Here is a 25,548-nt window from a genome sequence, read left to right as displayed (position 1 = left end):
CTACAACGTTAAGATGCTGCTAATAATACTGGCAACTCATTTAAGCTACTTCTATTTGAAGTAGCTTAAATACTTTTGAACAAGGAGGAAAATACATGATTTCTTTTCCAAAGGAACACCACAAATTTTTAAAGCAAATTGTTGACCCTATAGAAAAGGGTGACTATTTAGTTAATGCTGAAGTTAAAAATGGATTGTTTCTAAGTGACTTGGTTTCAAATCATCTATTTATTGTTTTTTTAAGCACTAGCTGTTCCGCATGTGAAGCCGCTTTTGAGGCGATAGATAGTGTTTTACAAACCAATCCGAAATTAAATACTTGTTTCTTAATTGATACAGATCTACAAAACTTAAATGCAATTAAAGAAGCACTACCAAATCAAAATATGGTATTCTCGTTCCCGTATAATAAAATGAATGAAACATTTGGCTTTGCAAGGGCTCCCTGGGGTATAGCAGTTAATAAGGAATTACAAATTATTAGTTCTGGTCCATTTGGGAAAATTGAAACATTAGATAGAATGTTGAAACCATTTAAATATCAAATAGGTGAAATCATTGAGTCACAAAAATAAATTATTAGACAAAAATATTTATAAAAATTCAAAACTAAAATTTATTTCCGTTACTTTACTGATCATCATTACCGCTCTTTTAAATAGCCAACTGGTAACTTTCACTGAAAAATTTATAGATTCATTGGGTATGTCAAACTTTAAACATTCACTAATTTTACTTCTGTTACTCAGTGCATTCTCATTATCAACTAAGGTAGCGGAGCAGGTAATTACATATATTAAATCACTAATCCGATTAACAGTAGAATCCCAGTTAAACCACAAGTTTTTAAGTATACTTAACTTTAATACGATAACCGAACTTGAGACCCCCACTTATCAAAACGAAGTTAATTATTTTAGAGGGACATTGGGAACATTATCTGCTCTCCCCGATTATTATATTGATCTAGGGAAAAATTTAATTTTCGTTGTTGCATACTCATATCTTATTTTCCAATATAACTGGCTAGTTTTATTGATATTAATCCCATTAGCTGTGCCAAATGCTATATTTCAAAATTTTTACGCAAAAAAACTACGTTTTTATTATCGAGATACTGCCGAAATAGGTAGAGGTAAAGAAAGTTTTTTTCAGTTACTTTTAAACCCTCAAACTCAGAAGGAAAATATGGTCTTCTCGAATAAAAATTTCTTATTACAGAAATGGTCAGTCAATAATACTATTGGTATAGAAAAACAAAAAGCACTGATGAACACTGAATTTAAATGGCGATTCCTCATGCATTTACCTAATGTTATTTCAATAATGGCTGTTCAGTTAGTTATTGTGACAGGGATTATGCTTACAAATAAAAATTCAATAGGTGATTATTTTGCAATAATCACAGCAGCTGGTTTTCTGCAATCGGCTTTAATAGGCCTAGCAGAAATTTTAGGTAAGTTAAAAGAGACTAAGCTAGTAATAGAAGACGGAGAAAGTTTCTTTGAAAAGTTTAACGAGAATAAGTTGGATGATACAGCATTCGATATGAATAAAATAGAGAATGTTAGACTTGATAATCTCTCGTTTACTTATCCGAATATGGATAAAAAAGCACTAGAAGATATTAGTCTTTCTTTTAAAATAGGAGAAAATATAGCAATTGTAGGGGAAAATGGTTCTGGTAAATCTACTCTAGCTAAGATAATCTCTGCTCTTCATAATATAGAGGATGGTATGCTCTTTTTTAATGGAATAGACATTAATTTAATAAAAAGAAAAACTCTATTAGAGCAAATATCTATTGTTAGTCAGGATTTTGTTAAATACCCACTTACGGTTAAGGAAAATATTCTCTTTGAAAATGATGATACAAATATTGAGAGATTATCAAATTTAATCAAAAAATATCCTATGCTTATACCAGATAATTTGAAAAATAATTTAAATGCTATGTTAGGATATGAATTTTCAGGAGGGCAGCAGCTATCAGGAGGCCAATGGCAAAAAATTGCAATCGGCAGAGCGCTCGTCAAAGAGGCTGATGTGCTAATCCTAGATGAACCAACCTCGGCATTAGACCCTATGACAACAAATAATGTTATTAACTTAATTCTATTGGAAAGAAATTCATTAACTACAATACTTGTTACACATGATTTAGCATTAGCGAAAAGATTCGATAAGATATTATGTATAAATAGCGGCAAAATAGTGGGATTTGGAACACACTATGAATTGATTCGAGAAAATTCATTTTACAAAGAATTAAACAATGATAAAAAGGAGGAGAGATTAGATGTTACAGTCTAAATTCAAAAAAATATTTCAGTCCAAAACAGGACAGCCTGAAAATCAAAAGATTGTACAAGTACCGTATGAACCAGGTGATGTTATTGAAGGAGACCTTTTTAACAATTCAAGTACAACCATTTCTTTATTATGTTTCATTTCGCTTAGTTGTTTAGACTGTATAGATTTGTTACCCCAGCTACACGAGGTAACAGATCAATTTAATGGTAACTTTTCTCTTTTTGTAGAGGCTTCAAACGAGGAAATAGAAGAAATAAAAAGTCACTTCAAATTCGAATTCCCATTGTATAGCCTAAAACGTGAAGATTTACCTTTAAAATACCGGGTTTTCACAACACCGTATGCATATCTAATTGACTCTAGTAAATGTGTAATTAAGGGTCAAAATGTATATAATAGTAGCGATTTATTAGAATTAGGTCAAGCGAAGGCATTTTCTAATGATTAACTACTCAATAAATATAATTCTTGGATCATTATTCTTACTTGCTTTTTATGCGAAAGTAATAAGTGTTAAAGATTTTAATCTTGAAATTATAGATTATAAGGTAGTCCCCAGGCGCTTGGCTCCTATCGCGGCAGTATGTGTCTTATCATTAGAACTAGGACTATTTTTTTCCTTTACATTAAGTAAATATTATTTTTTAAGTAATTCAGTAGCAATATGTTTACTGACGATATTTACAATTTTTACTTATTTAAAAAACCAAAGTAAAAAAGAAAGTTCATTAAAAACCTGTACGTGTTTTGGGAATGTGAAATTTTTGAATAAATATCCTATACAAAGAAATTTGTTACTCATAACAGTAATTATTGTTAACTATTCTTTTTTTAGTACCGTCCAAATAAAAATTCAAACTAAATTAGTAGTAATGTTAAGCATTCTCTTTATTTTTTTAATTTTTATTTGTATCCACTTAGTTAACAAAAAAAGAACTACAAACATTGTGATAGATTTTTTGGCTAACCAAAAATTGAATAAAGGTTTAGCTATTTTTTTAGATTATAAGTCTGACTCTTTTTCTGAGATTGATTCCATTTTATCAATAAATAAACAAGACTCAATTGTAGTATTTTTAAGTGGTCCAGCATGGTTGGTAAAGGGAAAAGAAAAGAAATGGAACACTAGAGTAGTATTGGTCGATAGTGATTTTATTTCAGAAGATTTTATTAGTATCATAAAAGGAAAAAGCATACAAACATATAACAATGTATCACTATACCTTAAATACAACTAAATTAAGGAGAAAAGTTATCATGAATAAAAAGTTTTATGGGCAAATAATAGTATGTGAAGATATAAATTATGATGATAATGTTCTAAGTACATCATTACATAATATATTAAATGAAACCTCTGTAAATGTTTTACCCAGCATGATAAAGCTTAAAGTATTTATGAAGTTTTTATTTAAGGAAGTCGATTTTTTAGACCATTTATATATCAGTGTAATTAACGAAGAAAATGATATCTTTTATGAAGATAGTTTTGAAATGCGAAATTTCAGAAAAGAGGGAATGAATCCAGGGATGGATATTGGTTTGAACATCATGTTTCCAGTAGTCAAGCAGGGAAATCATAGAATAGTTTTAACTAATGCAGAAGACGAAATAGTTACAGAATACCCTCTTTTTATTAGTGTAAAAGAGAGTCTAGAATCCGTTTAAGAAAGGGCTATACAAAAGTCTTTAGTACAGGAGCATATTTTTTGAAACATTTAGCGAAAAAAGGTTGAGTTGCGCCCTTATGTCGAGACATGTTTAGTTTAAATTAGACTCTTTACCTAATTTAGATAAACCTATAAAAGAAATAACAAATTTAAACTTTTTTAACGACTACGATTACTTCAGAAATTTATAAAATGAACAGATTAAAAGTTTTGAATATATCTGTTAAAAAGCTCAGTAAAATGCCTACTGAAACAGAAACAGGGTTCTTTAGTGAAAGACAAAGTCGATTTCAATAGAGAATCGACTTTTTTATATACAGGAAAATTATAAAGTTTAACAGGGTGTCACAACCTAAAACAGTCCTTTTACAGCAATCGGGTGCAATTGTTGAACAACATTGTTGGAAAATGATCAAACTTTTTTATAAAAATCTCATACTTATCTAAAAAGAGTAACTCCATTTTGATCAAATTTTTTTCAAAATGGAGTTTTTGAAGTTGCTATTGGATAAGGATTGAGGGATATTTTTTAATCAATCCTTATTCCAAGGTTACATATAAGTAACACGCACGCAGTGAAAGTTCTCAATCATTCTTTGAACGTCGTGGTAGCTACAACAGAACGATTGGCAAATATTAAAAAAACTACACATAGACGGTTAGGGCACATGCCGCCGTGTCATGTGTAGTTTTTTATTGGCATTATCCTCTTCTTTGTAGATATATCTCCAAGACATCACACTTATATAAATTCAATTTTTTAGTAGGGGTTTTGTAAGTGGATACATCCTTTTGCTGTGCAATCTTCATTTGACTTTCTCTATTTTAATGATAGACTTTCGACACAAGAGAGGTGATGCTTTTGAATATTTGGATATGCGATGACGAGAAAGCTATAACGAACGCGATTGCATCTAAAATTAAAGTGCGTTACCCTAACGTACAAATTAAGCAATTTCAAAATGGATATGACTTACTAAAGCAAGACGGCTCTTTTGATGTATTATTTTTAGATATTGAAATGCCCGATATAAAAGGTATAGCCGTAGCTGAAAAATTAAGAGCACGCCAACATGTAAATCCGATTATTTTTGTAACAGCCTTCGAACAGTATGTTTTTCAGGCATTTGACGTGCAAGCATTTCATTATTTATTAAAACCTTTTGATACGAAAAAAATGTATGAGGTATTACATACAGCGCTTAAAAATCGTTCTAGTCAGTCGATTGACGCGCCTTATCTTGTTATTAAATCTGGCTTTGACCTGCACAAAGTTTTTTACCACGAAATTCATTACATTGAAGTTTTGGGTCGTAAACTAACAGTACATATAGAAAACGGCTCATACACATTTATAGGGCGACTTAAACAGTACGAAGAAAATCTCGGCAACAGCTTTTACCGAATCAATCGCTCTTATTTAGTCAACCTCAACTATATTGCCAGCTATACTAAGCAACAAATCATACTAGATAATGGAACGATATTAACACTTTCGCAAAAGAAATATACACAATTCCTTCAAGCTTATATGCATTACATCCAGCATAAAGGATACCTACATACATGAGTAATGATAGCTTTGACATAACGAACACAATTTTTAATTGGTTAATGCAAGTTTGTACAGCTTATTTTTTCTATCGTTTTTGTCGTATTTTTATTCAGCATTCGTATTTATCAATTATAGCAATGGGCTATTTTATTGCGGTTATAGTACTAGAATGGTTGATAGGTGATATATCAAATTTTGGTGTCTATTTATTTGCGTCATTAACAGCCTTTTTACTATTATTACCAATAAAAAATATTTCTAGCTATTTAAAGTTTTTTATAGTCATTACTTATTTTTCAATACGTTGGATGGCGCCAACAATTGTTATTATTTTATATCGGCCAATTAGTGACCTATCGTTTTATCTAGTAGAAAAATGGATTATTCCTCATCTGGTTGATGTAACAATCGGTTACCTCGGCTATTCTATTTGGTTGATGTTCTTGTTACTTGCTTTATATACAATTGGCTTATGGTGTGTCATCCATTTCTACGAAAAATATATACGCATGCATCCACGAACGTTTGCAAATCGGGAAATTTTACTACTAATTTTACCGCCCCTTATTGGGATGTCGAGCTATTTTATGATGAATCAATATCACCAAGTCATTGACGAACAGATTGGTCTAGGCGTTATAGATTTGTTTTTAAAATATTGGGGGATTCATAATTGCATCATCATCGCAGCAATGTTTGGCGTGCTTATTTTAGTGCAAAAACTTGATTTACAGCGTGTACAGCAGCAAAAGCAGCTAATGCTTGTCAATCAAACGCATCAGCTACAAGCGCATCTTCAAAGTATTGATAATCTATACAAAGACATGCAACGGTTAAAGCATGATGTGAAAAATCACTCTGCCACGGTTGAGAGGCTTATTGAAACGAAACAATTAACAGAAGCTAGCATGTATTTAAACAGCATGCAACAGCAAATGGATTCAAAAGTGACCTCTTCTATTACAGGACATGCGATTGTAGACATATTAATTCAAGAAAAAATAAAAAAAGCGCATGCACAAAGTGTTGTTATTGAGTCAACATTCTCCTATCCAAGCTATGTACATTGCGATGTATATGATTTTTGTATTATCCTGCATAATGCAATTGATAATGCGCTGACTGCTACCAAGAATCTACCTAATGCTTCGATAAGTATTCAATCGACACAGCATAAATGTGCGTATATCTTAATGATGACAAATCCCCTCGCAGCTTTTGTGAATGAACAAGGTTGCGGAACTGGACTTGGACTTCAAATCATACAAGACATTGCCAATAAATATAACGGGGCTATTCAAATCAACACAAATCATGAAGTGTTTGAATTACATATCTTGCTCCAATTTCAAGCGCAATCATAATCTTGTATGAGGCTGGGACATAACTAAAAAAATTTAAGGAACAGAGGAAAGGTGTTCGTAAATTTTTGCTATTATGGGAACTTGGCTATTTGCAAAAAAATAGAAGTGTTCACTAGTTGTTGGTAGCAAAGGCGGTGACTCCTGCTCAGAACGCACACACCGTAAGACGCTGGCATTCCGCGCGTTAGCGGGTTGCGGCTTACTGTACTGAGCGGAAAGCGCCGCCGAAGCGGACAACAACGGCACAGCAAAAAAGTGTTAGATTGATGGCAGTCAATCTAACACTTTTTCTCTTTTGTCCCAGCCCCATTTTTCGTTCATGACATAAAAAACGTTTTTCATGACATAATGAAACATTTCATATAAGTTGCGTCGAAATGAAAAGTAAGATTTTAATTCGAGGTGATTATATGTCCATCTATACTAATAGTTATTTACCTATACAAAGTTATTTAGCGAATGTCGTAAGCAATCCAAAATTAAATTTGTCTGCACAACAACAAAAGACCTTTCAAGAGGTTCTAAATGAGACAACACAACAATTTACAAAGGAAGCTGCTAAATCAAATACTCAAGCTATGCAAAATAATCAGATGTGGAAATTAATTGGTGCGGCGGGTATGAATAGTGTAGGCTTTAGCGATTTATTAATGTCAGGTATCTACACTAATTTAGGAACTTCCTCTAACCCTTTCGCAACTTTAACAAATGGGTTCAATGCTAGTGCATTTAATGCGTCAAATTTTCTTAGTAACTTTTATTACCCTAAAAGTATGTCTAGTAATAATGCTAATCTCTACAGTTTTTATAACAATTTAAATCAAATAAGAAACAAATTTTAAACTTACTACATCCGAAAGGAATGATTTTTTGTATATAATATCTAACAATCGTCAACTGCTGCTAATTATGCACAATCTGTATTATCAAATCCCAAAATCCAATTAACAGAACAACAAAAGTCTGATGTGGATGCAATCGCAAAAAAGCACAATGCGCAAAAATCAGAAACTTATACTAAAGCAGCCTCGCTTACTTCATTTACTGCTAATCCTTATAATCCATTTTATGGTGTGAAGGAGCCAGCAAATCCGTATAACTACTCAGCAGAAGAAATGCTTCAATCTAATCCTAGAAGCAACTTACGTTCAGTTAATTTCACAAAAATTAATGCGCAATTAGACAATAAACAAAATGTGGCGGTGCGAAAATTTCACTTTCTTCGTTCTCAATTATAGGAATGCTTATAGTAAATAAGCCCAGAAAACTTTACAATTCGTAAAATTTTCTGGGCTTGCTAGCTCTTCATAGTTTATTTATCGCTCACTAGTTGTGGGGCTGGTTTTAAAAAGAACCAAACAATTAATAACGTTATGAGTGCTAGTATAAAAGTACCCATATAAATAAAGTGTACACTGGAAGCCAATGCCTCTTGTGAATTGGTTACTGTGTTTGCAGTCGTTCCAGTATGACCGCCAGAAGATACAAGATCTAGGTTTTGAATACCTTGTGCATGGATCATCGTATTGAACAGCGCCCCGAAAACTGCAGCTCCTAACGTTTGGCTAAATGTATTGATAAATGTATTTAAACCAATGGCTGTTCCGCGCGTTTGATTTGAAACCGCTGTTTGAATCGTTACCATGTAAATCGGCGTCACAAGCCCCATTCCTAATCCAAATAATCCAACCCCAACATAAATAAGGAAAGCGGGTGACTCTGTCGATAATGTAAATAATGAGAAGGCGGCAAAGGATAGCACGCTAACCCCAAGTAGAATGATTTGTTTCGTATTGAAGCGACCTACTAGTTTACTAGAGAATAATGTACCAACTGTCCACATAACAGGTAGGGGCATTAAAATAAGCCCGGCATCTGTTGCGTTTTTCCCTAAGACTCCTTGGCTCCAAATAGGGAGATACATGGTAATGCTTATAAGCATAGCACCAGAGATAAGGGTTAATAGATTGATAGTTGATAATGTACGGTTAGAGAATAAGGCTAACGGAATTAATGGTTCCGGTGATTTTTTCTCTATCAATAAGAAAATAATAAATGAAACAACGGCAAAGATTAAGAGACTTATAATGGACATGTCTCCCCAGTTGTTTTGGCTACTCCCTGTTAATAATGCATAAAGTAGAGCGATTGCACTTAATGAGAACACCGTTGCACCAAGATAGTCGATATGATGTTTGGCAGGTCTAATAGATTCTTTGTAATAAATGACAATCATTAAGCAAGCGATAATGCCAAAAGGAACGTTTAAGAAAAAGATGTAGCGCCAAGAAAGAGAGTCAACTAAAAAACCGCCAACTAATGGTCCGATAACACCCGAGACACCCCAAACGGCACTAATCCATCCTTGCGCTTTTGCGCGGTCTTTCACTTCGCTATATAGGTCACCAATAATTGTCATTGTAATAGGCATAATAGCGCCAGCTCCTAGACCTTGAAGGGCACGAAAGACGATCAGCTGTTCCATTGAGGTCACAACACCACAAAGCGCCGAACCGATTAAAAAAATGGCAGCGCCAATAAGTAATACTTTTTTACGACCAAATAAATCTGCTAGTTTCCCGTAAATTGGGGTCGAAACAGCGGTGGCAAGCATATAAATGGCATATACCCAACTCACAAGTTCAACACCTGACAAATCACTTGTAATACGGGGGATGGCTGTACTAATAATGGTTCCTTCTACAGCAGAAAGGAATGTCATTAACATTAATGACACAATAACTTTTTTTCTCATAGTTTCCCTCTATACTTCCATACAGTTAAATTTATTCAATATATATTACCTTTAAATCTTCCAAATAACAAACCTAGTTTCCCTTTGATAAAAGCCATAGTCTACGATTTTAATTTCCTTTGCGGATACCATCTTTGTTGTTCGTATAGGTTTTGATAAAAAATCCATCTGTCTGTGACCATTCCGCATACAAAATATCCTGAATTGTAGGGAAGCCTTCCTTGCGCAGTTCATCATATAACCATTCTTTGGATTTACCAGTATACTTTAATATTTCTTCGTTAATTTCTCCTTCATCCACAAACAGGAAGTTCATCGTGTCATTTTTCGTTTTTACATTGAGCATAGCTGGTGTAACAGTATCAAATTCAGCATATTTTTTTAAGCTAACTGTACCACCAGGCTCTAAGTATAAATCACAAACTTCCCGAAGAGAGAAGACACCTTGCTGTCGTAGCATAATCCGTAATTGCTCCATTTCTAGGTGATTCGCTTCGAGTTCTTTTAGATTAAATTCACCATTTCTAATTAAAATTGATGTTTCGCCCTTTAGAAGAACTCTAAATTTATTGGAACGTTTCGATAGATTTTCGATGATGAACAGTAGCATTCCCCAAACGGCAACCGCGAACCATACATGAAGAGCTGAAATTTTGTTATCATAGATGCTTTCTTCCAATATACCGCCAAGAACAATGGAATATACAAAGTCAAAGGGGGTAAGCTGTGATATTTCTTTTTTGCCCAACAAACGTGTCACAAGTAATAAAGCAATTAACCCGAAAAATAACTTTAATCCAATATTCATATACGTCATGACATCTACTCCTCTGTTGATTTTCAATTTGTCCAATCTTTCCTCGCCGCTTGTAGTATCCTTTACCCGTTCTAAAAGAAATTTCATCCTCAATTTGGCTATCCTTTCACAACCCGTGGTAGGATGATCATTGTGACCCAATTTAGATTAATCTATAATGAAGTTTAATAATTAACTAACTAGCAAAGGAATGAAACGATGAAGATAGAAAAGGGAACGAATTGTCATATAGAAGAAATAGAGTCTTTATATAATGAGTTAAACGACTACCTTGATACCCATATTAATTATCCTGGATGGAAAAAAGGAATATATCCTATAAAAGAAACGGCAATTAAGGGCATACAGGAAGGTAATTTATATGTGATGAAAGATGGAAATCATATTGCAGGGACGGTTATTTTAAGACGTGAACAGGAAATGGCTTATTCGAAAGTGGATTGGAAAATACATTTAGATGCTGAAGACATCTTGGTTATACATACTTTTGCCGTACATCCGGCTTATCTAAAAAAGGGCATTGGCAAAAAAATAATGGATTTTATTATTGAGCATAGTAAAGCCATGAATATAAAGGCAATTCGCTTGGATGTATATGAAAAAAATCAACCTGCTATCAGCCTCTATAGAAAATATGATTTTGCGTATATTGATACAGTTGATTTAGGTTATAGTGAATATGGTTTAGAGAATTTTGAACTGTATCAAAAGCTACTATAAAGTTTTAACTAGGGGCTGGGACATAACTAAAAAAATTTAAGAAATAGACGAAAGGTGTTCATGATTTTTTGCTATATGGAGAACTTAGCTATTCTTGCTTTTGCAAAAAAAATTAGAAGTGTAATTCATCTTGCTATGCCGTTGTTGTCCGCGGCGGTGCTTTCCGCTCAGCACAGTAAGCCACAACCCTCGCTAACGCACGGATTGCCCGCGTCTTACATTGTGTGCTTTCTGAGCAGGAGTCACCGCCTTCGCTACCAACAACTAGTGAGTCAATCTAACACTTTTTCTCTTTTGTCTCAGCCACTTCTGGGGTGCTATCTCCATTAGGTATTCTTTTTGTTAGAAAATAATGAATTGACAAAATTATTCATTTAGTTTAAAGTTACGAATAATTGAATGGAGGAGATTATATGTCGGTTTTACAACGTCTAATTTCAGCAACTCAACATCATCATATCCACTAGTCTTGCTATCTTTATTAATTTTTTAATATTGAATAGGAAGACTATTTCTCATGAAATCGTATAACTAAGCCGAAGTTGGAGCTTATGTTAGTACGGTTTTTTTATTTTCTAAAAAAAGGAGCAATGAAGATGAAGAAAATGGATTATCAAAATGTTAGAGGAACCCAAGATTATTTACCAGAGCAAGAACGTATTCGTCGTAAAATCCGTCGTACGTTAGAAGATACTTTTATCACATATGGATGTAAACCACTTGAAACACCGATTTTAAACTATACAAGCTTAATGGCATCAAAATACGCAGGAGGTGCTGAAATTCTACAAGAGATGTATGTGCTATCGGATCGAGGAGAACGTGAACTAGCATTACGTTATGATTTAACGATTCCATTCGCAAAGGTCATTGCAATGAACCCTTCATTACCGATGCCATTTAAACGTTATGAAATTGGCAAAGTGTTTCGAGATGGCCCGATTAAAGCGGGGAGATTTCGCGAGTTTACACAATGTGATGTAGATATTGTTGGGGTTGATTCACAAGCAGCTGAGGCCGAATTGATGATGATGGCATTAGATGCTTTTGAAAAGCTAGAGCAAGATGTTGTCATTCAATATAACAATCGTAAGCTATTAGTTGGCTTACTTGGTGTTTTTGGTGTAGATGCTGATGTGCAAAGTCGGGTAATTTTAATACTCGATAAAATTGAAAAAGTAGGTCATGATGCAGTTTTAGCAGAGTTAACAGAGGTAGGTTTGCAACTTGCTGTTGTAAAGCGAATCGCATATTTTTTACAAGACGATAGAAAAAATACACTTGCTTATTTCGGCCAATATGATGAGCCTCTGATTCAAGAAGGTGTAGCCGAAATGGAAGAATTAGAACACTATTTAAATAAGCTTGGCATTACAGAAAATTGTCTATTTAATCCTTTGCTTGCGCGTGGGCTAGAAATTTATACGGGTACAATTTATGAAATGTTCGTACGGGATGGTCGCATAACATCCAGTATAGGAAGCGGGGGTCGTTATGATAATGCGATTGGCGGGCTATTAGGGGGAACAGAAAAGTTTGCTACGGTCGGTATTTCATTCGGGTTAGATGTTATTTATACAGCTATGATGTTAGATGAACAAAAAAAGCAGGAGACATTAATTGATATTTATATCATTCCTATTCATACAACAGTAGAGTCTCTTGTATTAGCAAAAGCATTGCGGAAAGACTATCGCGTTGAAGTAGAGCTTAGTGGTAAAAAATTAAGAAAAGCGATGGATAAAGCAAATCGTGAAAACATTCCTTTTGTTATTGTGTTGGGGCAAGAGGAAGTAACGCAAAATCACTATATGCTAAAAAATATGCAGACAGGGGAGACCGCTACTAAAACTTTTATTTTCAATGTATGAATGGAAAGATAACGAACGGTAAGGAGATAGATTATGGAGATTCGTATTTTAAGTAAATCAGATGCACAAGTATATCAAGAAGTGCGTTTAAGTGCATTAAAAAATAATCCGGAAGCATTTGGTTCCACATATGAGCGTGAAGTAAACCTTTCATTACAAACTGTTGCAGAGCGAATAGAAGCAACAACCGATAAGTTTGTGCTCGGTGCTTTTCATAATAACGGTTCGTTGGTTGGCATCGTAACTTTTGTGCGTGAAGACAGTCCGAAAACGAGTCATAAAGGGAATGTTTTTGGCATGTATGTTGCACCTGAAGGAAGAGGGCGTGGATTAGGGAAATTACTGATGAGCGAACTAATAAAGAGGGCGAAATGTTGTGAAGGTTTGGAGCAAATAAACTTAACAGTTGTTTCTGATAATAGTTCAGCCCAAAAGTTATATAAGTCATTAAGCTTTGAGGTTTACGGCTTAGAACGCAAAGCTCTTCAATTTAATGGGCACTATTATGACGAGGAATTGATGGTGTTATATTTCTAATTTAAAGAACTTATGATTTCACCTCCGTCTTTGACTCAAGCTTAAAACCACCCGTCTCATCGCGGGTGGTTTTAATGTATTAGATGCCCATTTTATTTTTCCTTGATAAGCTGTAACGTTTTATCTTTAATTTCCCAAATTTGGTCAGCTACTCTTTCCACAATAAGCTGATCATGAGTAGTAAAGAGCACTGTTCCTTTATAGCCTAGTAAAAATATTTCCAATGCTTCAATAGTAGCTAAGTCTATAAAATTTGTTGGTTCATCTAAAATAAGGACATTAGAAGGTTTGGCAAAAAGGGCTGCCAAAGAAATTCGAGTTGCTTCTCCACCACTTAACGCATGTAAAGGTTTTCTAATAGCGGCTTCTTCAAAGCCAAGGTTACTGAGAATCGCCCGAATAAAGCTTTCTTTATACTCACTCATCTTCATAAGATACTCTAATATACTTATGTCCCCACTCATTTTATAATCCATTTGCTTGTAAGTGCAAAATACAATTTTTGAGGAAAGCGTGATACCATCTTGATTATTCATTATATAGTGTAAGAAAGTTGATTTACCTACGCCATTGTCTCCTACTATAGCTATCTTCTTGCCAAGTGGGAATTGGAAATCCTGTTCTGCAAGAAGGATATTGTCTCCAGCAGTAACGGTGATATTATGTCCCATTATCGGAAAACGATTATTTATTTCAAGTTCTTTCACTATTGGAAAAGAAATTGGTTTAGGATCTTTTTCAATATGAACCTCCTCCAACATATCCATTCTTTTCTCTATTGATTTCACGGTTTTCAACATACTCTTTTGAACTGTGTCTTTTTGTTTGGTAGAAGCTAAGCGATTCGGTTTAATATTTCTTTGTTTGTTTTTTTCACTAACGATAGAAATTTTCTTTGCCTGACTCTTTTTCACTTCTACAGCTTCTTGTAATCGTCCTTTTTCTTTTGTGACCTTTTGATATTTTCTTTGTAACTCCAACTTCTCTTGTTGTTTCTGTTCCAGATATTGATCGTAATTGCCGTTAAATTCCTTGATTTTCCCATTATCTATTTCCCATATTTTTGTGGCAATTGCATTAATAAAATAGCGATCATGGCTGACAAATATTAAAGTACCGTAATAATAATTTAATTCTTCGATCATTATGTCGATCCCATTTTTATCTACGTGCGTTGTCGGTTCGTCTAACAGCAGACCCATTTTATATTGAGATAGTAACTGAACTAAACGAAATTTGGATTGTTCTCCACCACTAAGTGTTTCAACGCTGTTAGTAGGAACGTTCAAGCGGCTAAGTAATTGGGAATCTAGATAGTCAGCATTCGTTTCTTCCTTTAGCTCACCGATTTGTTGAAAATAATTGAAATCGACAAATCGTTCAATCTTTCCATTATCAGGTGTAATGGTACCTGCAATTATATTCAATAAAGTCGTTTTGCCTTGACCATTTTTCCCTACAATACCAATGCGATCATTTTGATAAACGGTTAATTCCTTAGTATCAAAAATTTCCTTGTCCCCAAAACTAATTTGAACATTGTTTAATTTTAAAGCAAGCTCTTCCATTTTTATCCCCCCCAGTCTCAAAAATGAAGATGGCATGTTTCTCTTCTTTGAATAAAACGTTTAGATCATGCAAACAAAAGAGAAAATTATTTCCATGGAAATATAAATTGTAGAATGATGCTTGTTTTAGTTTGAGTTTAAAATAAGGGTAGCGTTAGTGGCTTTCTTCTTTATAGCAATTTGTTGTTTTAAAACTCTCCAAACCATATTTCCAACTAATTCTTCCTCTTCTGATTTAATACCAAACAGTCTGATACATGTCATATGTATTAAACTTCGAATAATATTAAAATCAAAACGGTTTTCATTTATTAATTTTTTAAAATAGGTAGACAATTGTAGCTCCCAGTCGGTCAGTTGTTCTTTGTTGAAAGCAAAATGATGTGCAGTTAAATCAGTATTTGAAGATGCAGCAATATCACTAAATGCCAAATATTTATGTCTGTTTTCACGGAAATCTTTTGAAAAGTCCTTATTTGAATAACCATCATCCATAATACGGAACTGTTGATGTAGATCTTTGGTATGAAGAGATAGTAGTTTAAACACAAGATAGATAGCGTGATCCACTTTATCTATTTTTTCGTTACCTAAACAGGAAGCTAATAAACTAAGAATAAGAGAACTATCAGCACAGAAAAAATCCTCTGCCTCCGACATGGTAGTCAATCCTCCATATCTTTCGTATTCTGGGTCATACTTTCCTATACTATAATCAATGATATCCCCAGCTATAACGCCTTTTGCTAGATATTCATCTATTCCATTAAATTGAGAAGTAGGAGAAATTCTTAATCTTATATGATGTCTATCATCAAAATAACGAATGTAAAAAGACTTAGTAATTGCACCGTTGGATTTTAGCTCTTTAATAAGCTCATTTAAATAAGTGCCTAAAAAGTCGTCTTGGAGTTCGTGCGGTAAATAAATATTAAAATGTTGCCAGTTAACTTTTCTTTCTAAATTTAATTCTTCCTTTGTTTGAAACAAAGGTAGTTGGACAAGTTTCTTCGGCTTAATCTTTTGTGCTACAAAGTTAAAAACAAACTCAGACATATAATGGTTGCCTTCTGAGTCAAGCGTAATAAAGTTAGCTAAGTTCAATGAATTTTCTTCAAGGTAAATAGTAAAAGAATTATCCGTTTTATAAATATCCCATAAAATATCTAAATCCTCTTTACGATTAGTATCGATTAATATTCTTAGGTCATTACATCTAACAAAAAGTGAATCCGGTATTTCATAAATCGTTTTCATTTCGGTAAACTTGTTGAAAAATTGATTTTGTGAGCGTATATCTCCCATATAATTTTTAATTAGCCAAGATTGAGGGATTAATTCAATGTCTTTAAAAAGAACCTTTGGAAAATGAATAAAGTCTTTTCGTATTTTTTGAATATCGAATAGAAGCGACATAATATTTGCATAGTAATTGCTACTCCAAAATAGTAAGTCATTTAAAATATGTGGGGTAAAATGTTCAATATTAGATACATTATATTGTTCAAACTTTACAATTTTTTCAGTACCATCATCTAATAATGCAGAAAGTGTTAATTTATTATCTTGTATGCTAATAAAGAGTTGCTCTAATGGAACGGATTGTTGATTTTCAGCAGTTCCATATTGAAGATTTAAATTGCCTTCATAGCAATCATTCATAATATTATAGTAGTGTTGATTTTTAGGCATATATTTAACGGTAATGACCTCTGTATTAGCTTCTGTAATTTTTCTTCTTTCAATATTTTTCATTGTTGTAAAATATGCTGGATTTATATATGAAAATCGTCCTTCTAAACGTCCAAGTCCCGCATTTCCAGCATACGGGGTTAGTGAAAAGTTGAGTTGTCCATTTTTACTCTCTAAGTAAAAACAACTTTGTATTGCTGGAGAAATTTCGCTTTCTATTTTTAGGTCTTCAAAATGCAAATTTGCTATGTCGATTTCTTTTAAATGTCTGTTTGCTGCCGTAGATGTTAGTGCTAATAATTGCATTTTTATTTTTTTCTCTAAATCTGACGTTTTGCGTTCTAGCGAACAATTTTTCTCTCGAATCAATTGATAGTTTTTGTAAAAATCTAAAAACTTTACTTTTGAATTTCCGTACTTTTCTTTGAAAAAATGGATATCAGCTTGATATCTATCACTTACAGGTACCCGTATTGCATAAGTCGATAGGAAATTAACGAAAGGTAAGAGTGTTTTTTCTATAAGACCTTTATCTAAATCAAGATTAATAACGTTAGTTTCACTATCAAAGCGAAGGTAATGTTCACAATTATGAATTGAAGCTAATAGTTTTTCCAACTTGTTTACAGTATCTATATTGAACTTGCTTATAGAATTATTTTGATTTTTTATCAAAGTTCTTATTTGCTTGATTGCATCTTTTGGGAAAGAATAATTTTTCTCTTCAACATAGCGAATTAGAAGTTCGAAGTCTTGAATAAATGTTAAATTGTCTAAATCCGTAATCAAATAGCCACCGTGGACCAATTGTTTCACTACATTTAATACAATTTTAAATGGTAAAAGAACACCATTTTGTTCTTCTAGTTTTTTTGCTAACTCTTCAATAGTAACAGCTTTTTTTGCATGGACTTGAATGGCTTCTAATAGAGTATTTAATTGAATTTTATTTGTATTAAACTTCTTTTTATCATCTAATGTCCAGTTATTGTATAAAAAATTCGAATTTTGGTAGACCACATTCGAATTCCACGTAACCTGTAAGCTTGCTAAATTTTCATTTTTTAAGGTTGAAATAAATTTACTTATCCATTCCGAATCAATACTTGTATATACTTTAAAGTCATGATGAATAATCATTTGATTTGTTGAATGATTTACTTCATCTATAGTATTGAAGTAGACAGATGAAAATAAGCCGAAGGGTGTTGCTCTATATCTAGATCTATTTAAATATTTTCTTTTAGCTAGTGTGGCTTTGTTAAAATTCTCGTTCCTTTGCAATTGATGATATAAGCTACGGGAACTAGTAAAAAGTTTTTTATCAAACCAACGATCTTGATTTTCCTCATTAGTTGAGTGATTTGCTGTTCTTACATTGATATAGGGCATCATTTCATACATGTGATTCACCTCAAAATTATTTAATTAAGAGAGGTAATCAATTGAGTTATGTTTTTGAAGAATGGACTTTCTGTAATCCGCTATGCTCAAGTATGAAATCCAGCATTCGATTAAACATAACTTCATGTTCGCGGGCTTCTATATGCCCAACAAACTCAATTGTTTTTATTACTTCTGAAATGGAATTTTGATCTTTGTGTATTGTGATGTTATAAAACCCTTTAAATATTTTGAACAGTGCTTTTTCAAAGAAATCACTATCATTTAGTTGTATGGTGTTTAATAAATCAATCCATTTAGTAGTGTAAAATGAATCTTTTTGTTCAAAGGCTAAAATTAATGCATTGACTACAAGTCGAAAGCCTTCATTTCCATAAGGTCGAGTCTGACTGAATTTATTAAACCTTTGAATACAACGTATAAGAATAGCATCGATTAATTCTAATGAAAAAACATACATACTATTTGTAAATAGTACTAGTTCATAATGAGTCCAAAATTCAGTGCTGATTAAATACTTAAATAAACTGCTTTTTTTGCCATCAATATCTTGCCCCAACAACCTACAAATCCTGAAATTCAGAAGATCGGTCATATGTTCATATTTTAAACCAGTAAAATCCGCCTCTAGTTTCTTCCTTAAAGAGCGCAATTCTTGAATATCCTGCACCCTATATGCTCTAGATAATTCTTTTAAAAAGCAAACTACTTTATCACTCGCATAGTTGCTATGAATTAAGAAAAACTCATTAGGGGAAATATGCAATCTATCCATAAATAAGGATAGATTATGGATACTAGTATCCGTTTGACCGCTGGCAAAACGATGATAAGCAGCTCGGGTCACTATGCCATCACAAAGATCCTTTATTTTAATCTTTTTACCTTCTCTTATCATTTCAATTGTAGGACCAAACATAGTAAAACCTCCTAAAATGTATATATTTGTATACATTTTACCATTCAATCAATTTATTTCTCTATTATCAGACATATAAACAACAGCGTTTATTCGATTTGAGAATACAATTTGGGTTGAAAGGAGGTTTTGTAAAATGGGTGGATGGATTGATATTTTCTACGTAATTACTCTATTTATTTTTTAATGAGTAGGCTAGGAGGGACTTGGGGTTGAAAAAATCTATTATTTTTGGAATAAAAAATAGAAATACTTTCCTTTTGATTTCTATTTTAATTGTTTCAACATTAATGGGGACAATTATCCAATTTATTAAAGGAGATTTATTTCAAGGCGCACTTGATCAAAATTTAGATAAAGTCTCTACGTATATTTTGATTTTCGGGGTTTTAATTTTAATAGAGGTGCTATTTTACTTTTTAGAATGGAAGTACGAAAATCATTTAATTAGAAATACTTTTGCAAAACTTAAAAATTCAATTATTAACAACGTATTAAAGACAAGAGACTTTTCAAATATAAAGGTGAAAAATGAAAATAACTTAAATGCGTTAACGAACGTTGTGGATAGTTTAGAGTATCAATATTATAGAAGTTCTTTTGATGCTATTTACTTAACGCTAAGGATCGTTTTCGTTACAACGTCTTTACTTATTATTAATATCTATATTGGCTTGGTTGTAATTGCTTTTATGTTTCTGCCTTTATTGGTAACTAAATTATTCAAAGATAAACTGGCGAATCTTGAAAAAAGCTTTTTAAACCAAAAAGGGGATAACCTCAGCTTTTTTAAAAATCTATTAGATAATCTAAAGTACGTAAGAATTTTAAATGCTGATGCCCTTTTTCGAAATAGGTCTAGAAATGAAATTAATAAAGAAAGAGATGCGGGGTTAAAAACGGAGAATTATAGAATTACATTAAATACGATGTATTCCTTGCTATCATATTCTTCTCATTTCTTAATTCTAGCGATATCGGTTTTATTAATTATTAAAGGTCATATTACTCCTGGTGTTACGATTACCCTTTTAGGTTTAGTAGAGCAATTAAGTATGCCGATTTTATCGCTATCAAGGAGTATAAATAATATAAACAGCACGAAAAAACTAAGAGAAGATATTAACTCCATTATCTGTGTAGAAACAGATAATCTTGAAACAGCGATTAGCTATAATAACGCAATTACTACTAAAAAATTATCCTTTAAATTTGATAATACGGTTTTCAACTATAATGATGTAACTTTCCAAAAAAACAACACACATATTATTACAGGGCAAAGTGGTTTAGGCAAATCTATATTTTTAGAATCCATACTGGGATTATTAAAGAGCAACCATACTGGGGAAATTTGTTATGACAACAATAGTCTTAAGCTTGATAGTAATCCATTTAAAGATATTATGTACGTCATGACGGACAACAATCTTTTTGATGGTTCACCTATATTTAATATTTTATTGAGAGATGAGTATAGTGAAGAAGAACTTAATTATATGAAGAAGTTCTTGTCAGAAGAGAAACTTTTAAGTGAAGACGTGGCAAAACTCTCTAGTGGTGAAAAGAGAAGATTGCTTATTTTAAGAGGATTAATGTCAGATAAATCGACTTTAATTTTTGATGAACCTACTTCTAATCTTGATAGTTTTAATAGTCAAATATTTTGGGATGAGCTGTTAAATATAAAAGATAAAACAATCATTGTTGTTTCGCACAACACACCCGAGGATATCTACGACAAATTTGATATAAAATACGATTTTACAAGTTATGTCGATAAGGAGTCTGTGGCATATGTCTAAAGTAATCACGATAGAGGAAGAAACTTTGGAAAAAATTTTCGAAAAATTCGGAATTATAATCCAAAAAAGTGATTCTAAAATATCCATAATAGATATTTATCCGCCATTACCGAAAGAGATCCAATCCAATACGATTGTGAAAGCTAACGGTAAAGCATCTGATGTTAGTAGTAATTGGGCAATTGGGGAAAACATAGTGGAGTTTGATAATGGTAGTCAGTGGATTTTAACTTTAGAAGACTTCGATTGGAGCCAGATTGTGTACGAAAATTTTACTAGTAATAATCACTTGTTTTTACAATGTATTAGTTTTGATGTCATTCCAAAATTAGATGAACAAATCTTTAAGAAAAATATAGTGGTCGATTTAAGAGTTAATTTCGGCGGGGAATTGCAGAAGATGATTAATTACTATAATTGGTTTGTTGATACATGTAAGAAATATTCAATTGCTCATATCTATATACTCGTCTCAAATTCAACGTGTAGCTCTGCAGAGTTATTTGCGGATAAATTCAAGGATGACAAAAATACCACAATTATTGGTAGTAAGACTTATGGAAAAGAGTATATCTATAAACAAATTACCGCGCCCAATAAAAAAGTTCTTATACCTATATCGAAAATAGAAACTGATTTTAATATCGATATTCCTTTTGATTTCAATTATTACTATGCCATTAAAAGCATGGCTAACACCCGTAGCTACAAGCCCCCTGAAATAATGATGCTTTAGTTATCAATGAGAACAATTAAAGGAGGTGAACATAGATGAAAAAATGGATTAGCCCAAAAATGGACGCACTACAAATCACAAAATTTGATAATAAAATTTTATCAATCGAATCAGCATTATATGCAAGCAGTGGACACCGTGGGGAGCTTACACGTAACTAATAGCCAGCAAAAATATAAGGAGGTGAAGACAGATGAAAAAATGGATTAGCCCAAAAATGGACGCATTACAAATCACAAAGTTTGATAATAAAATTTTATCAATCGAATCAGCATTATACGCAAGCAGTGGACACCGTGGAGAACTGACACGTAACTAATAGCTCGCAAAATGATAAGGAGGTGAACATAGATGAAAAAATGGATTAGCCCAAAAATGGACGCATTACAAATCACAAAGTTTGATAATAAAATTTTATCAATCGAATCAGCATTATACGCAAGCAGTGGACACCGTGGAGAGCTTACACGTAACTAATAGCCAGCAAAAATATAAGGAGGTGAAGACAGATGAAAAAATGGATTAGCCCAAAAATGGACGCATTACAAATCACAAAATTCGATAATAAAATTTTATCAATCGAATCAGCACTATATGCAAGCAGTGGACATCGTGGGGAGCTGACACGTAACTAATAGTTCGCAAAAATATAAGGAGGTGGAGACAGATGAAAAAATGGATTAGCCCAAAAATGGACGCATTACAAATCACAAAGTTTGATAATAAAATTTTATCAATCGAATCAGCATTATACGCAAGCAGTGGGCACCGTGGGGAGCTTACACGTAACTAATTTTTATAATTTTGTTGATTTGAAGAGGTGATCAGATGAAGAAATGGATTTGTCCTAAAATAAAAGCTTTATCAGTCAAAAAGTTTGATAATAGGATGTCGTCAATTGAATCTTCTCTATATGCAAGCAATAGTAGTGGTCACCATGGGGAGCTTACAAGAAATTAATGTTATTAAGAAGTGGCTGTGTTAAAGGTTATTGATGATTTTAGTCTGGAGAATAAGTATTCAACCAACCTAAATACATACGTTTAACACAGCCTAATATCAAAAAAGTGAGGGATTAAGATGAAAAACTATGAGTATATTGAAACTGGCAATACAGCGGTAGTAGATATTGATGGGAAAGATCCAGTATTTTTAAATGAAACGGCATCATCAATTATTAAAATGCATATTAACGGAACATCACTTGCAGACATAAAAAATAAGCTAATGAAAGAATACTCTATTCCTGAAGGCGATTTAAGTGAGTTTGAACAGCAAGTTGAGGTAACAATTAAGGACTTTGAAAATATGTTAGAAAGTGATGCGTGAGTCGATTGATGTTGGAGCGTTTAAAGATTAATTTTAACTTTTTCGGTGATGTAATAAATATAGAGAGTAATGATTCGTATTTATTGAAACAATTAGCATATATTTATAGAGAGTACGTAGATAATGATACGACAACATCAATTGCTTATTATATTAAAATTGAGAATCGTTCCTCTTATAACATTATGGTCAGTGATATGTTATCAAATGATAAACTAGTCATTCTTCACGGACCAGATGAAAATTCACTTGAAAAGTGGGTTGAAGAGGCTACATTTCTCCCGCCTATTACAGTACCCTTCTTTAGAAATAAGTATTCATTTTTTCATGGTTGTGCAATTAGGGTTAATAATAAAACAATTGCCATTTTTGGTCCTAGTCGCTCTGGTAAGACGACATTAATAATGGAATTATTGGAATATGGTCACAGTTTAATTAGTGATGATTTATTAGTTATTGATAATGAAACAGGAGAGATTCTGCCTTTTAAAAAACCGATAGGCCTTAGAAATACAACAAAAGAGTATTATGAAGATAAGTTTAAACAGATAGTTGAAAAAATTCCTAGTGAAATGCCAACGTTTCATATCGAGGAAACAGGTTTAACGACAGAGTTAATTCATATTAGCGATGTTCCTGGTTGGAAGTATTATGAGAATGTCAGTAAAATTGATTCAATATTTTTTGTAGACACGCATACGGAATTAATAGATAAGCCATATGATTTTTTTGAGTTAATTAGTAATCAGGCTTGTTTAGCTGATAACCCTTTTAAAACAGTATTAAAGATCTTTAAGAACTTAAATACTACCTCTATGAGATTGAATATTCGCGACCTTAATGTGAGCGCTCAAATTTTACGAAGCATTGAGGATAAATGCTTAAGTTAATAGGTTAAATATATAAAGCATTGGATAATAAAAATCCCAATGCTCTTTTTTTATCTAAAATTATAGATGATTCTTTTTTTAGCTATGTAGTCATTAAATAAAATAGAGAGCCTTTTGTAAAACGAAGGGAGAGGAAGAGATGCATCTCTTTATAGAGAATATAAAAGATATCACTTTTTTAATAATCTTACTTTCTAGTTTTATTTACCGACGACAACTTAAATTAACGAAGTGGAAACGAAAGCTTACTAAAGGTGAAATGGTGATGTATTTTCTTTTATCTATCGCACTTCCTATTTATGGGGTTATCTATTGTGTGCAGCTTTTTGCAACATAGCAATGATGTATAGGAAAAGGACAATAAAAGTAGCTGGAGAGAAACATGTCTGTTTTTCTTCGGCTACTTATTTTTATGCCTTTTATTCATTACGGTTTTTCAATAATACATACTAAAGGAAAAAATAAACATCCTAAATATTCTAAAAAATATATTGAAATTCATGCTTTACAAATTTATAATGATAATGATTATCATTATCGGTCATTTAATTATTTGATTGGAGGAAATTATAGTGAACTCTATTAAATTTATAAGCTTTAGAAAGATGGTCATGTTTTTAGTGTTGTTATTTGCATTGGTGTTAGTCGGATGTGGAAATAAGGAATCTGAAGATGCTTCGAATGCAGATGACAATAATACAACGCAAGAAAGTAGTACTGACAATAATAGTACTGAAAATAGCAGTCGAGAAGTGACACATTCCTTAGGTACAACAACAATCGAAGGGACACCTACGAAAATCGTTACGCTTTATCAAGGTGCTACGGATGTTGCTGTAGCGATGGGCATCAAACCTGTAGGAGTTGTAGAATCTTGGGCAGATACACCATATTATGAGTATTTACAAAAGGACTTAGAAGGTATTCCTCTTTTAGGGGAAGAAACACAGCCTAACTTAGAGGAAATTGCAAAACTTCAGCCGGATTTAATTATTGCTTCGAAAAATCGTCATGAGGAAATTTATGAACAATTATCACAAATCGCACCGACAGTTGTGCACCAAGATGTATTTGATTTTAAAGGGACAATCAATTTAATCGGAGAGTCGACTGGTAAAGAAGATAAAGCAAAAGAACTACTTGGAGCATGGGAAAGTCGTGTAGCTGATTTCCAAACAAAAATTAAAGATAAGCTAGGGGATAAATGGCCAATTAGTGCTTCGGTTGTCAATTTTAGAGCTGACCACGCACGTGTTTATCCAGCCGGTTATGCAGGTGAAATTTTAACAGAGCTTGGCTTTAAAGGACCAAAAAATATAACGGAAGATCCGCTACCTATCGTTTTAAGGTTTACAGATAAAGAAAGCATTCCACAAATGGATGCGGATGTCATTTATATGTTTTATATCGAGGATGAAGCAACGAAAAAAACATTAGAAGAATGGACAAGCCATCCATTATGGAAAGAGCTTGAAGCGGTTAAAAATGACCAAGTATATCGTGTGGAAGAGGTGTACTGGAATTTTGCAGGTGGTATTTTAAGTGCAAATATTATGTTGGATGATATTTATAACAGATTTGAGCTAGAAAAGTAAGAAAGTAG

The 25,548-nt window shown here is 32.8% G+C and carries 28 protein-coding genes; 23 read left to right on the top strand and 5 right to left on the bottom strand.

Annotated features, from left to right (window positions below):
* Positions 1-95 precede the first annotated feature (95 nt).
* The 9 genes from MHH88_RS21195 (at position 96) to MHH88_RS21155 (ending at position 8,140) form a co-directional block, all read left to right on the top strand.
* A complete protein-coding gene (locus MHH88_RS21195) occupies positions 96-575 on the top strand; it encodes a hypothetical protein (protein ID WP_339260542.1) in 480 nt (159 codons plus the stop codon).
* The gene (locus MHH88_RS21190; RefSeq protein WP_339260540.1) at positions 559-2,313 is read left to right on the top strand and encodes an ABC transporter ATP-binding protein; all 1,755 of its coding nucleotides are present in this window, start codon (positions 559-561) and stop codon (positions 2,311-2,313) included. Before MHH88_RS21195 ends, MHH88_RS21190 begins: the two co-directional genes overlap by 17 nt.
* Complete coding sequence (locus MHH88_RS21185; protein ID WP_339260538.1) at positions 2,300-2,761, top strand: hypothetical protein; 462 nt, start codon at positions 2,300-2,302, stop codon at positions 2,759-2,761. The genes MHH88_RS21190 and MHH88_RS21185 overlap by 14 nt, the downstream gene beginning before the upstream one ends.
* Positions 2,754-3,551, top strand: a complete 798-nt coding sequence (locus tag MHH88_RS21180) for a MauE/DoxX family redox-associated membrane protein (protein WP_339260536.1) — start codon at positions 2,754-2,756, stop codon at positions 3,549-3,551. The genes MHH88_RS21185 and MHH88_RS21180 overlap by 8 nt, the downstream gene beginning before the upstream one ends.
* A gap of 19 nt (positions 3,552-3,570) precedes the next feature.
* A complete protein-coding gene (locus MHH88_RS21175) occupies positions 3,571-3,981 on the top strand; it encodes a hypothetical protein (RefSeq protein ID WP_024364049.1) in 411 nt (136 codons plus the stop codon).
* 864 nt (positions 3,982-4,845) lie between these two features.
* Positions 4,846-5,553: a LytTR family DNA-binding domain-containing protein gene (locus MHH88_RS21170; RefSeq protein WP_339260533.1), complete on the top strand. Its 708-nt coding sequence runs from the start codon at positions 4,846-4,848 to the stop codon at positions 5,551-5,553.
* Positions 5,550-6,902, top strand: a complete 1,353-nt coding sequence (locus MHH88_RS21165; RefSeq protein ID WP_339260531.1) for a GHKL domain-containing protein — start codon at positions 5,550-5,552, stop codon at positions 6,900-6,902. Before MHH88_RS21170 ends, MHH88_RS21165 begins: the two co-directional genes overlap by 4 nt.
* Before the next feature lie 410 nt (positions 6,903-7,312).
* A complete protein-coding gene (locus tag MHH88_RS21160) occupies positions 7,313-7,744 on the top strand; it encodes a hypothetical protein (RefSeq protein WP_069508238.1) in 432 nt (143 codons plus the stop codon).
* Between the two features lie 126 nt (positions 7,745-7,870).
* Positions 7,871-8,140, top strand: coding sequence for a hypothetical protein (locus tag MHH88_RS21155; RefSeq protein WP_339260529.1), 270 nt, complete (start codon positions 7,871-7,873; stop codon positions 8,138-8,140).
* Between the two features lie 74 nt (positions 8,141-8,214).
* Here the strand turns inward: MHH88_RS21155 and MHH88_RS21150 are convergent, their stop codons facing one another.
* Together MHH88_RS21150 and MHH88_RS21145 are read right to left on the bottom strand one after the other, a co-directional pair.
* Positions 8,215-9,657, bottom strand: coding sequence for an MDR family MFS transporter (locus MHH88_RS21150; protein ID WP_339260527.1), 1,443 nt, complete (start codon positions 9,655-9,657; stop codon positions 8,215-8,217).
* Between the two features lie 109 nt (positions 9,658-9,766).
* Complete coding sequence (locus MHH88_RS21145; protein ID WP_339260525.1) at positions 9,767-10,474, bottom strand: DUF421 domain-containing protein; 708 nt, start codon at positions 10,472-10,474, stop codon at positions 9,767-9,769.
* A 198-nt stretch (positions 10,475-10,672) separates the two neighbouring features.
* Here MHH88_RS21145 and MHH88_RS21140 point away from each other — a divergent pair, with 198 nt between their 5' ends.
* From MHH88_RS21140 to MHH88_RS21130, 3 genes are all read left to right on the top strand, one after another.
* The gene (locus tag MHH88_RS21140) at positions 10,673-11,194 is read left to right on the top strand and encodes a GNAT family N-acetyltransferase (protein WP_339260523.1); all 522 of its coding nucleotides are present in this window, start codon (positions 10,673-10,675) and stop codon (positions 11,192-11,194) included.
* Positions 11,195-11,799: 605 nt separating this feature from the next.
* Positions 11,800-13,065: a histidine--tRNA ligase gene (locus MHH88_RS21135; protein ID WP_339263150.1), complete on the top strand. Its 1,266-nt coding sequence runs from the start codon at positions 11,800-11,802 to the stop codon at positions 13,063-13,065.
* Positions 13,066-13,098: 33 nt separating this feature from the next.
* A complete protein-coding gene (locus MHH88_RS21130; RefSeq protein ID WP_339260520.1) occupies positions 13,099-13,602 on the top strand; it encodes an N-acetyltransferase in 504 nt (167 codons plus the stop codon).
* Positions 13,603-13,694: 92 nt separating this feature from the next.
* Here MHH88_RS21130 and abc-f read toward each other — a convergent pair whose 3' ends face one another.
* From abc-f to MHH88_RS21115, 3 genes are all read right to left on the bottom strand, one after another.
* A complete protein-coding gene (gene abc-f, locus MHH88_RS21125; protein ID WP_339260518.1) occupies positions 13,695-15,170 on the bottom strand; it encodes an ABC-F type ribosomal protection protein in 1,476 nt (491 codons plus the stop codon).
* A gap of 126 nt (positions 15,171-15,296) precedes the next feature.
* Entirely contained in the window at positions 15,297-18,266 is a 2,970-nt protein-coding gene (locus tag MHH88_RS21120; RefSeq protein WP_339260516.1) for a thiopeptide-type bacteriocin biosynthesis protein, read from the bottom strand.
* A 46-nt stretch (positions 18,267-18,312) separates the two neighbouring features.
* Complete coding sequence (locus MHH88_RS21115; protein WP_339260514.1) at positions 18,313-19,185, bottom strand: hypothetical protein; 873 nt, start codon at positions 19,183-19,185, stop codon at positions 18,313-18,315.
* Between the two features lie 212 nt (positions 19,186-19,397).
* Here MHH88_RS21115 and MHH88_RS21110 point away from each other — a divergent pair, with 212 nt between their 5' ends.
* The 11 genes from MHH88_RS21110 to MHH88_RS21060 all read left to right on the top strand — a co-directional run bounded on the left by MHH88_RS21110 (position 19,398) and on the right by MHH88_RS21060 (position 25,540).
* Positions 19,398-20,990 carry an ABC transporter ATP-binding protein gene (locus MHH88_RS21110; RefSeq protein ID WP_339260512.1) on the top strand — a complete coding sequence of 531 codons (1,593 nt, stop codon included), beginning with the start codon at positions 19,398-19,400 and terminating at the stop codon, positions 20,988-20,990.
* Complete coding sequence (locus tag MHH88_RS21105; RefSeq protein WP_339260511.1) at positions 20,983-21,726, top strand: S41 family peptidase; 744 nt, start codon at positions 20,983-20,985, stop codon at positions 21,724-21,726. Before MHH88_RS21110 ends, MHH88_RS21105 begins: the two co-directional genes overlap by 8 nt.
* 35 nt (positions 21,727-21,761) lie before the next feature.
* Positions 21,762-21,887, top strand: coding sequence for a hypothetical protein (locus MHH88_RS21100; RefSeq protein ID WP_255702602.1), 126 nt, complete (start codon positions 21,762-21,764; stop codon positions 21,885-21,887).
* A 32-nt stretch (positions 21,888-21,919) separates the two neighbouring features.
* Positions 21,920-22,045, top strand: coding sequence for a hypothetical protein (locus MHH88_RS21095; RefSeq protein ID WP_255702602.1), 126 nt, complete (start codon positions 21,920-21,922; stop codon positions 22,043-22,045).
* Positions 22,046-22,077: 32 nt separating this feature from the next.
* Positions 22,078-22,203: a hypothetical protein gene (locus MHH88_RS21090; RefSeq protein ID WP_255702602.1), complete on the top strand. Its 126-nt coding sequence runs from the start codon at positions 22,078-22,080 to the stop codon at positions 22,201-22,203.
* Between the two features lie 32 nt (positions 22,204-22,235).
* Positions 22,236-22,361: a hypothetical protein gene (locus tag MHH88_RS21085; RefSeq protein ID WP_255702602.1), complete on the top strand. Its 126-nt coding sequence runs from the start codon at positions 22,236-22,238 to the stop codon at positions 22,359-22,361.
* Between the two features lie 32 nt (positions 22,362-22,393).
* The gene (locus MHH88_RS21080; protein ID WP_255702602.1) at positions 22,394-22,519 is read left to right on the top strand and encodes a hypothetical protein; all 126 of its coding nucleotides are present in this window, start codon (positions 22,394-22,396) and stop codon (positions 22,517-22,519) included.
* Between the two features lie 35 nt (positions 22,520-22,554).
* Positions 22,555-22,686 carry a hypothetical protein gene (locus MHH88_RS21075; RefSeq protein WP_339260508.1) on the top strand — a complete coding sequence of 44 codons (132 nt, stop codon included), beginning with the start codon at positions 22,555-22,557 and terminating at the stop codon, positions 22,684-22,686.
* Between the two features lie 120 nt (positions 22,687-22,806).
* Positions 22,807-23,055: a hypothetical protein gene (locus MHH88_RS21070; protein WP_069508213.1), complete on the top strand. Its 249-nt coding sequence runs from the start codon at positions 22,807-22,809 to the stop codon at positions 23,053-23,055.
* Positions 23,052-23,945 (top strand): hypothetical protein, encoded by an 894-nt coding sequence (locus tag MHH88_RS21065; RefSeq protein ID WP_339260505.1) that lies wholly within the window; start codon positions 23,052-23,054, stop codon positions 23,943-23,945. Before MHH88_RS21070 ends, MHH88_RS21065 begins: the two co-directional genes overlap by 4 nt.
* Before the next feature lie 605 nt (positions 23,946-24,550).
* Positions 24,551-25,540: an iron-siderophore ABC transporter substrate-binding protein gene (locus MHH88_RS21060; RefSeq protein WP_339263148.1), complete on the top strand. Its 990-nt coding sequence runs from the start codon at positions 24,551-24,553 to the stop codon at positions 25,538-25,540.
* Positions 25,541-25,548: the final 8 nt, after the last annotated feature.

The organism is Lysinibacillus sp. FSL K6-3209, from assembly GCF_037976175.1.
GTDB classification, from domain to species: Bacteria; Bacillota; Bacilli; order Bacillales_A; family Planococcaceae; genus Lysinibacillus; species Lysinibacillus sphaericus_D.
The sequence above is the reverse complement of the archived record's forward strand: the minus strand, read 5'-3'. Positions and strand labels throughout refer to the sequence as shown.

Coding starts and splice junctions, on each gene's coding strand:
- MHH88_RS21195 (WP_339260542.1), top strand. CDS start 96: ATGATTTCTTTTCCAAAGGAACACCACAAATTTTTAAAGCAAATTGTT.
- MHH88_RS21185 (WP_339260538.1), top strand. CDS start 2,300: ATGTTACAGTCTAAATTCAAAAAAATATTTCAGTCCAAAACAGGACAG.
- MHH88_RS21180 (WP_339260536.1), top strand. CDS start 2,754: ATGATTAACTACTCAATAAATATAATTCTTGGATCATTATTCTTACTT.
- MHH88_RS21175 (WP_024364049.1), top strand. CDS start 3,571: ATGAATAAAAAGTTTTATGGGCAAATAATAGTATGTGAAGATATAAAT.
- MHH88_RS21165 (WP_339260531.1), top strand. CDS start 5,550: ATGAGTAATGATAGCTTTGACATAACGAACACAATTTTTAATTGGTTA.
- MHH88_RS21160 (WP_069508238.1), top strand. CDS start 7,313: ATGTCCATCTATACTAATAGTTATTTACCTATACAAAGTTATTTAGCG.
- MHH88_RS21150 (WP_339260527.1), bottom strand. CDS start 9,657: ATGAGAAAAAAAGTTATTGTGTCATTAATGTTAATGACATTCCTTTCT.
- MHH88_RS21145 (WP_339260525.1), bottom strand. CDS start 10,474: ATGACGTATATGAATATTGGATTAAAGTTATTTTTCGGGTTAATTGCT.
- MHH88_RS21140 (WP_339260523.1), top strand. CDS start 10,673: ATGAAGATAGAAAAGGGAACGAATTGTCATATAGAAGAAATAGAGTCT.
- MHH88_RS21135 (WP_339263150.1), top strand. CDS start 11,800: ATGGATTATCAAAATGTTAGAGGAACCCAAGATTATTTACCAGAGCAA.
- MHH88_RS21130 (WP_339260520.1), top strand. CDS start 13,099: ATGGAGATTCGTATTTTAAGTAAATCAGATGCACAAGTATATCAAGAA.
- abc-f (WP_339260518.1), bottom strand. CDS start 15,170: ATGGAAGAGCTTGCTTTAAAATTAAACAATGTTCAAATTAGTTTTGGG.
- MHH88_RS21120 (WP_339260516.1), bottom strand. CDS start 18,266: ATGTATGAAATGATGCCCTATATCAATGTAAGAACAGCAAATCACTCA.
- MHH88_RS21115 (WP_339260514.1), bottom strand. CDS start 19,185: ATGTTTGGTCCTACAATTGAAATGATAAGAGAAGGTAAAAAGATTAAA.
- MHH88_RS21105 (WP_339260511.1), top strand. CDS start 20,983: ATGTCTAAAGTAATCACGATAGAGGAAGAAACTTTGGAAAAAATTTTC.
- MHH88_RS21100 (WP_255702602.1), top strand. CDS start 21,762: ATGAAAAAATGGATTAGCCCAAAAATGGACGCACTACAAATCACAAAA.
- MHH88_RS21095 (WP_255702602.1), top strand. CDS start 21,920: ATGAAAAAATGGATTAGCCCAAAAATGGACGCATTACAAATCACAAAG.
- MHH88_RS21090 (WP_255702602.1), top strand. CDS start 22,078: ATGAAAAAATGGATTAGCCCAAAAATGGACGCATTACAAATCACAAAG.
- MHH88_RS21085 (WP_255702602.1), top strand. CDS start 22,236: ATGAAAAAATGGATTAGCCCAAAAATGGACGCATTACAAATCACAAAA.
- MHH88_RS21080 (WP_255702602.1), top strand. CDS start 22,394: ATGAAAAAATGGATTAGCCCAAAAATGGACGCATTACAAATCACAAAG.
- MHH88_RS21075 (WP_339260508.1), top strand. CDS start 22,555: ATGAAGAAATGGATTTGTCCTAAAATAAAAGCTTTATCAGTCAAAAAG.
- MHH88_RS21070 (WP_069508213.1), top strand. CDS start 22,807: ATGAAAAACTATGAGTATATTGAAACTGGCAATACAGCGGTAGTAGAT.
- MHH88_RS21060 (WP_339263148.1), top strand. CDS start 24,551: ATGGTCATGTTTTTAGTGTTGTTATTTGCATTGGTGTTAGTCGGATGT.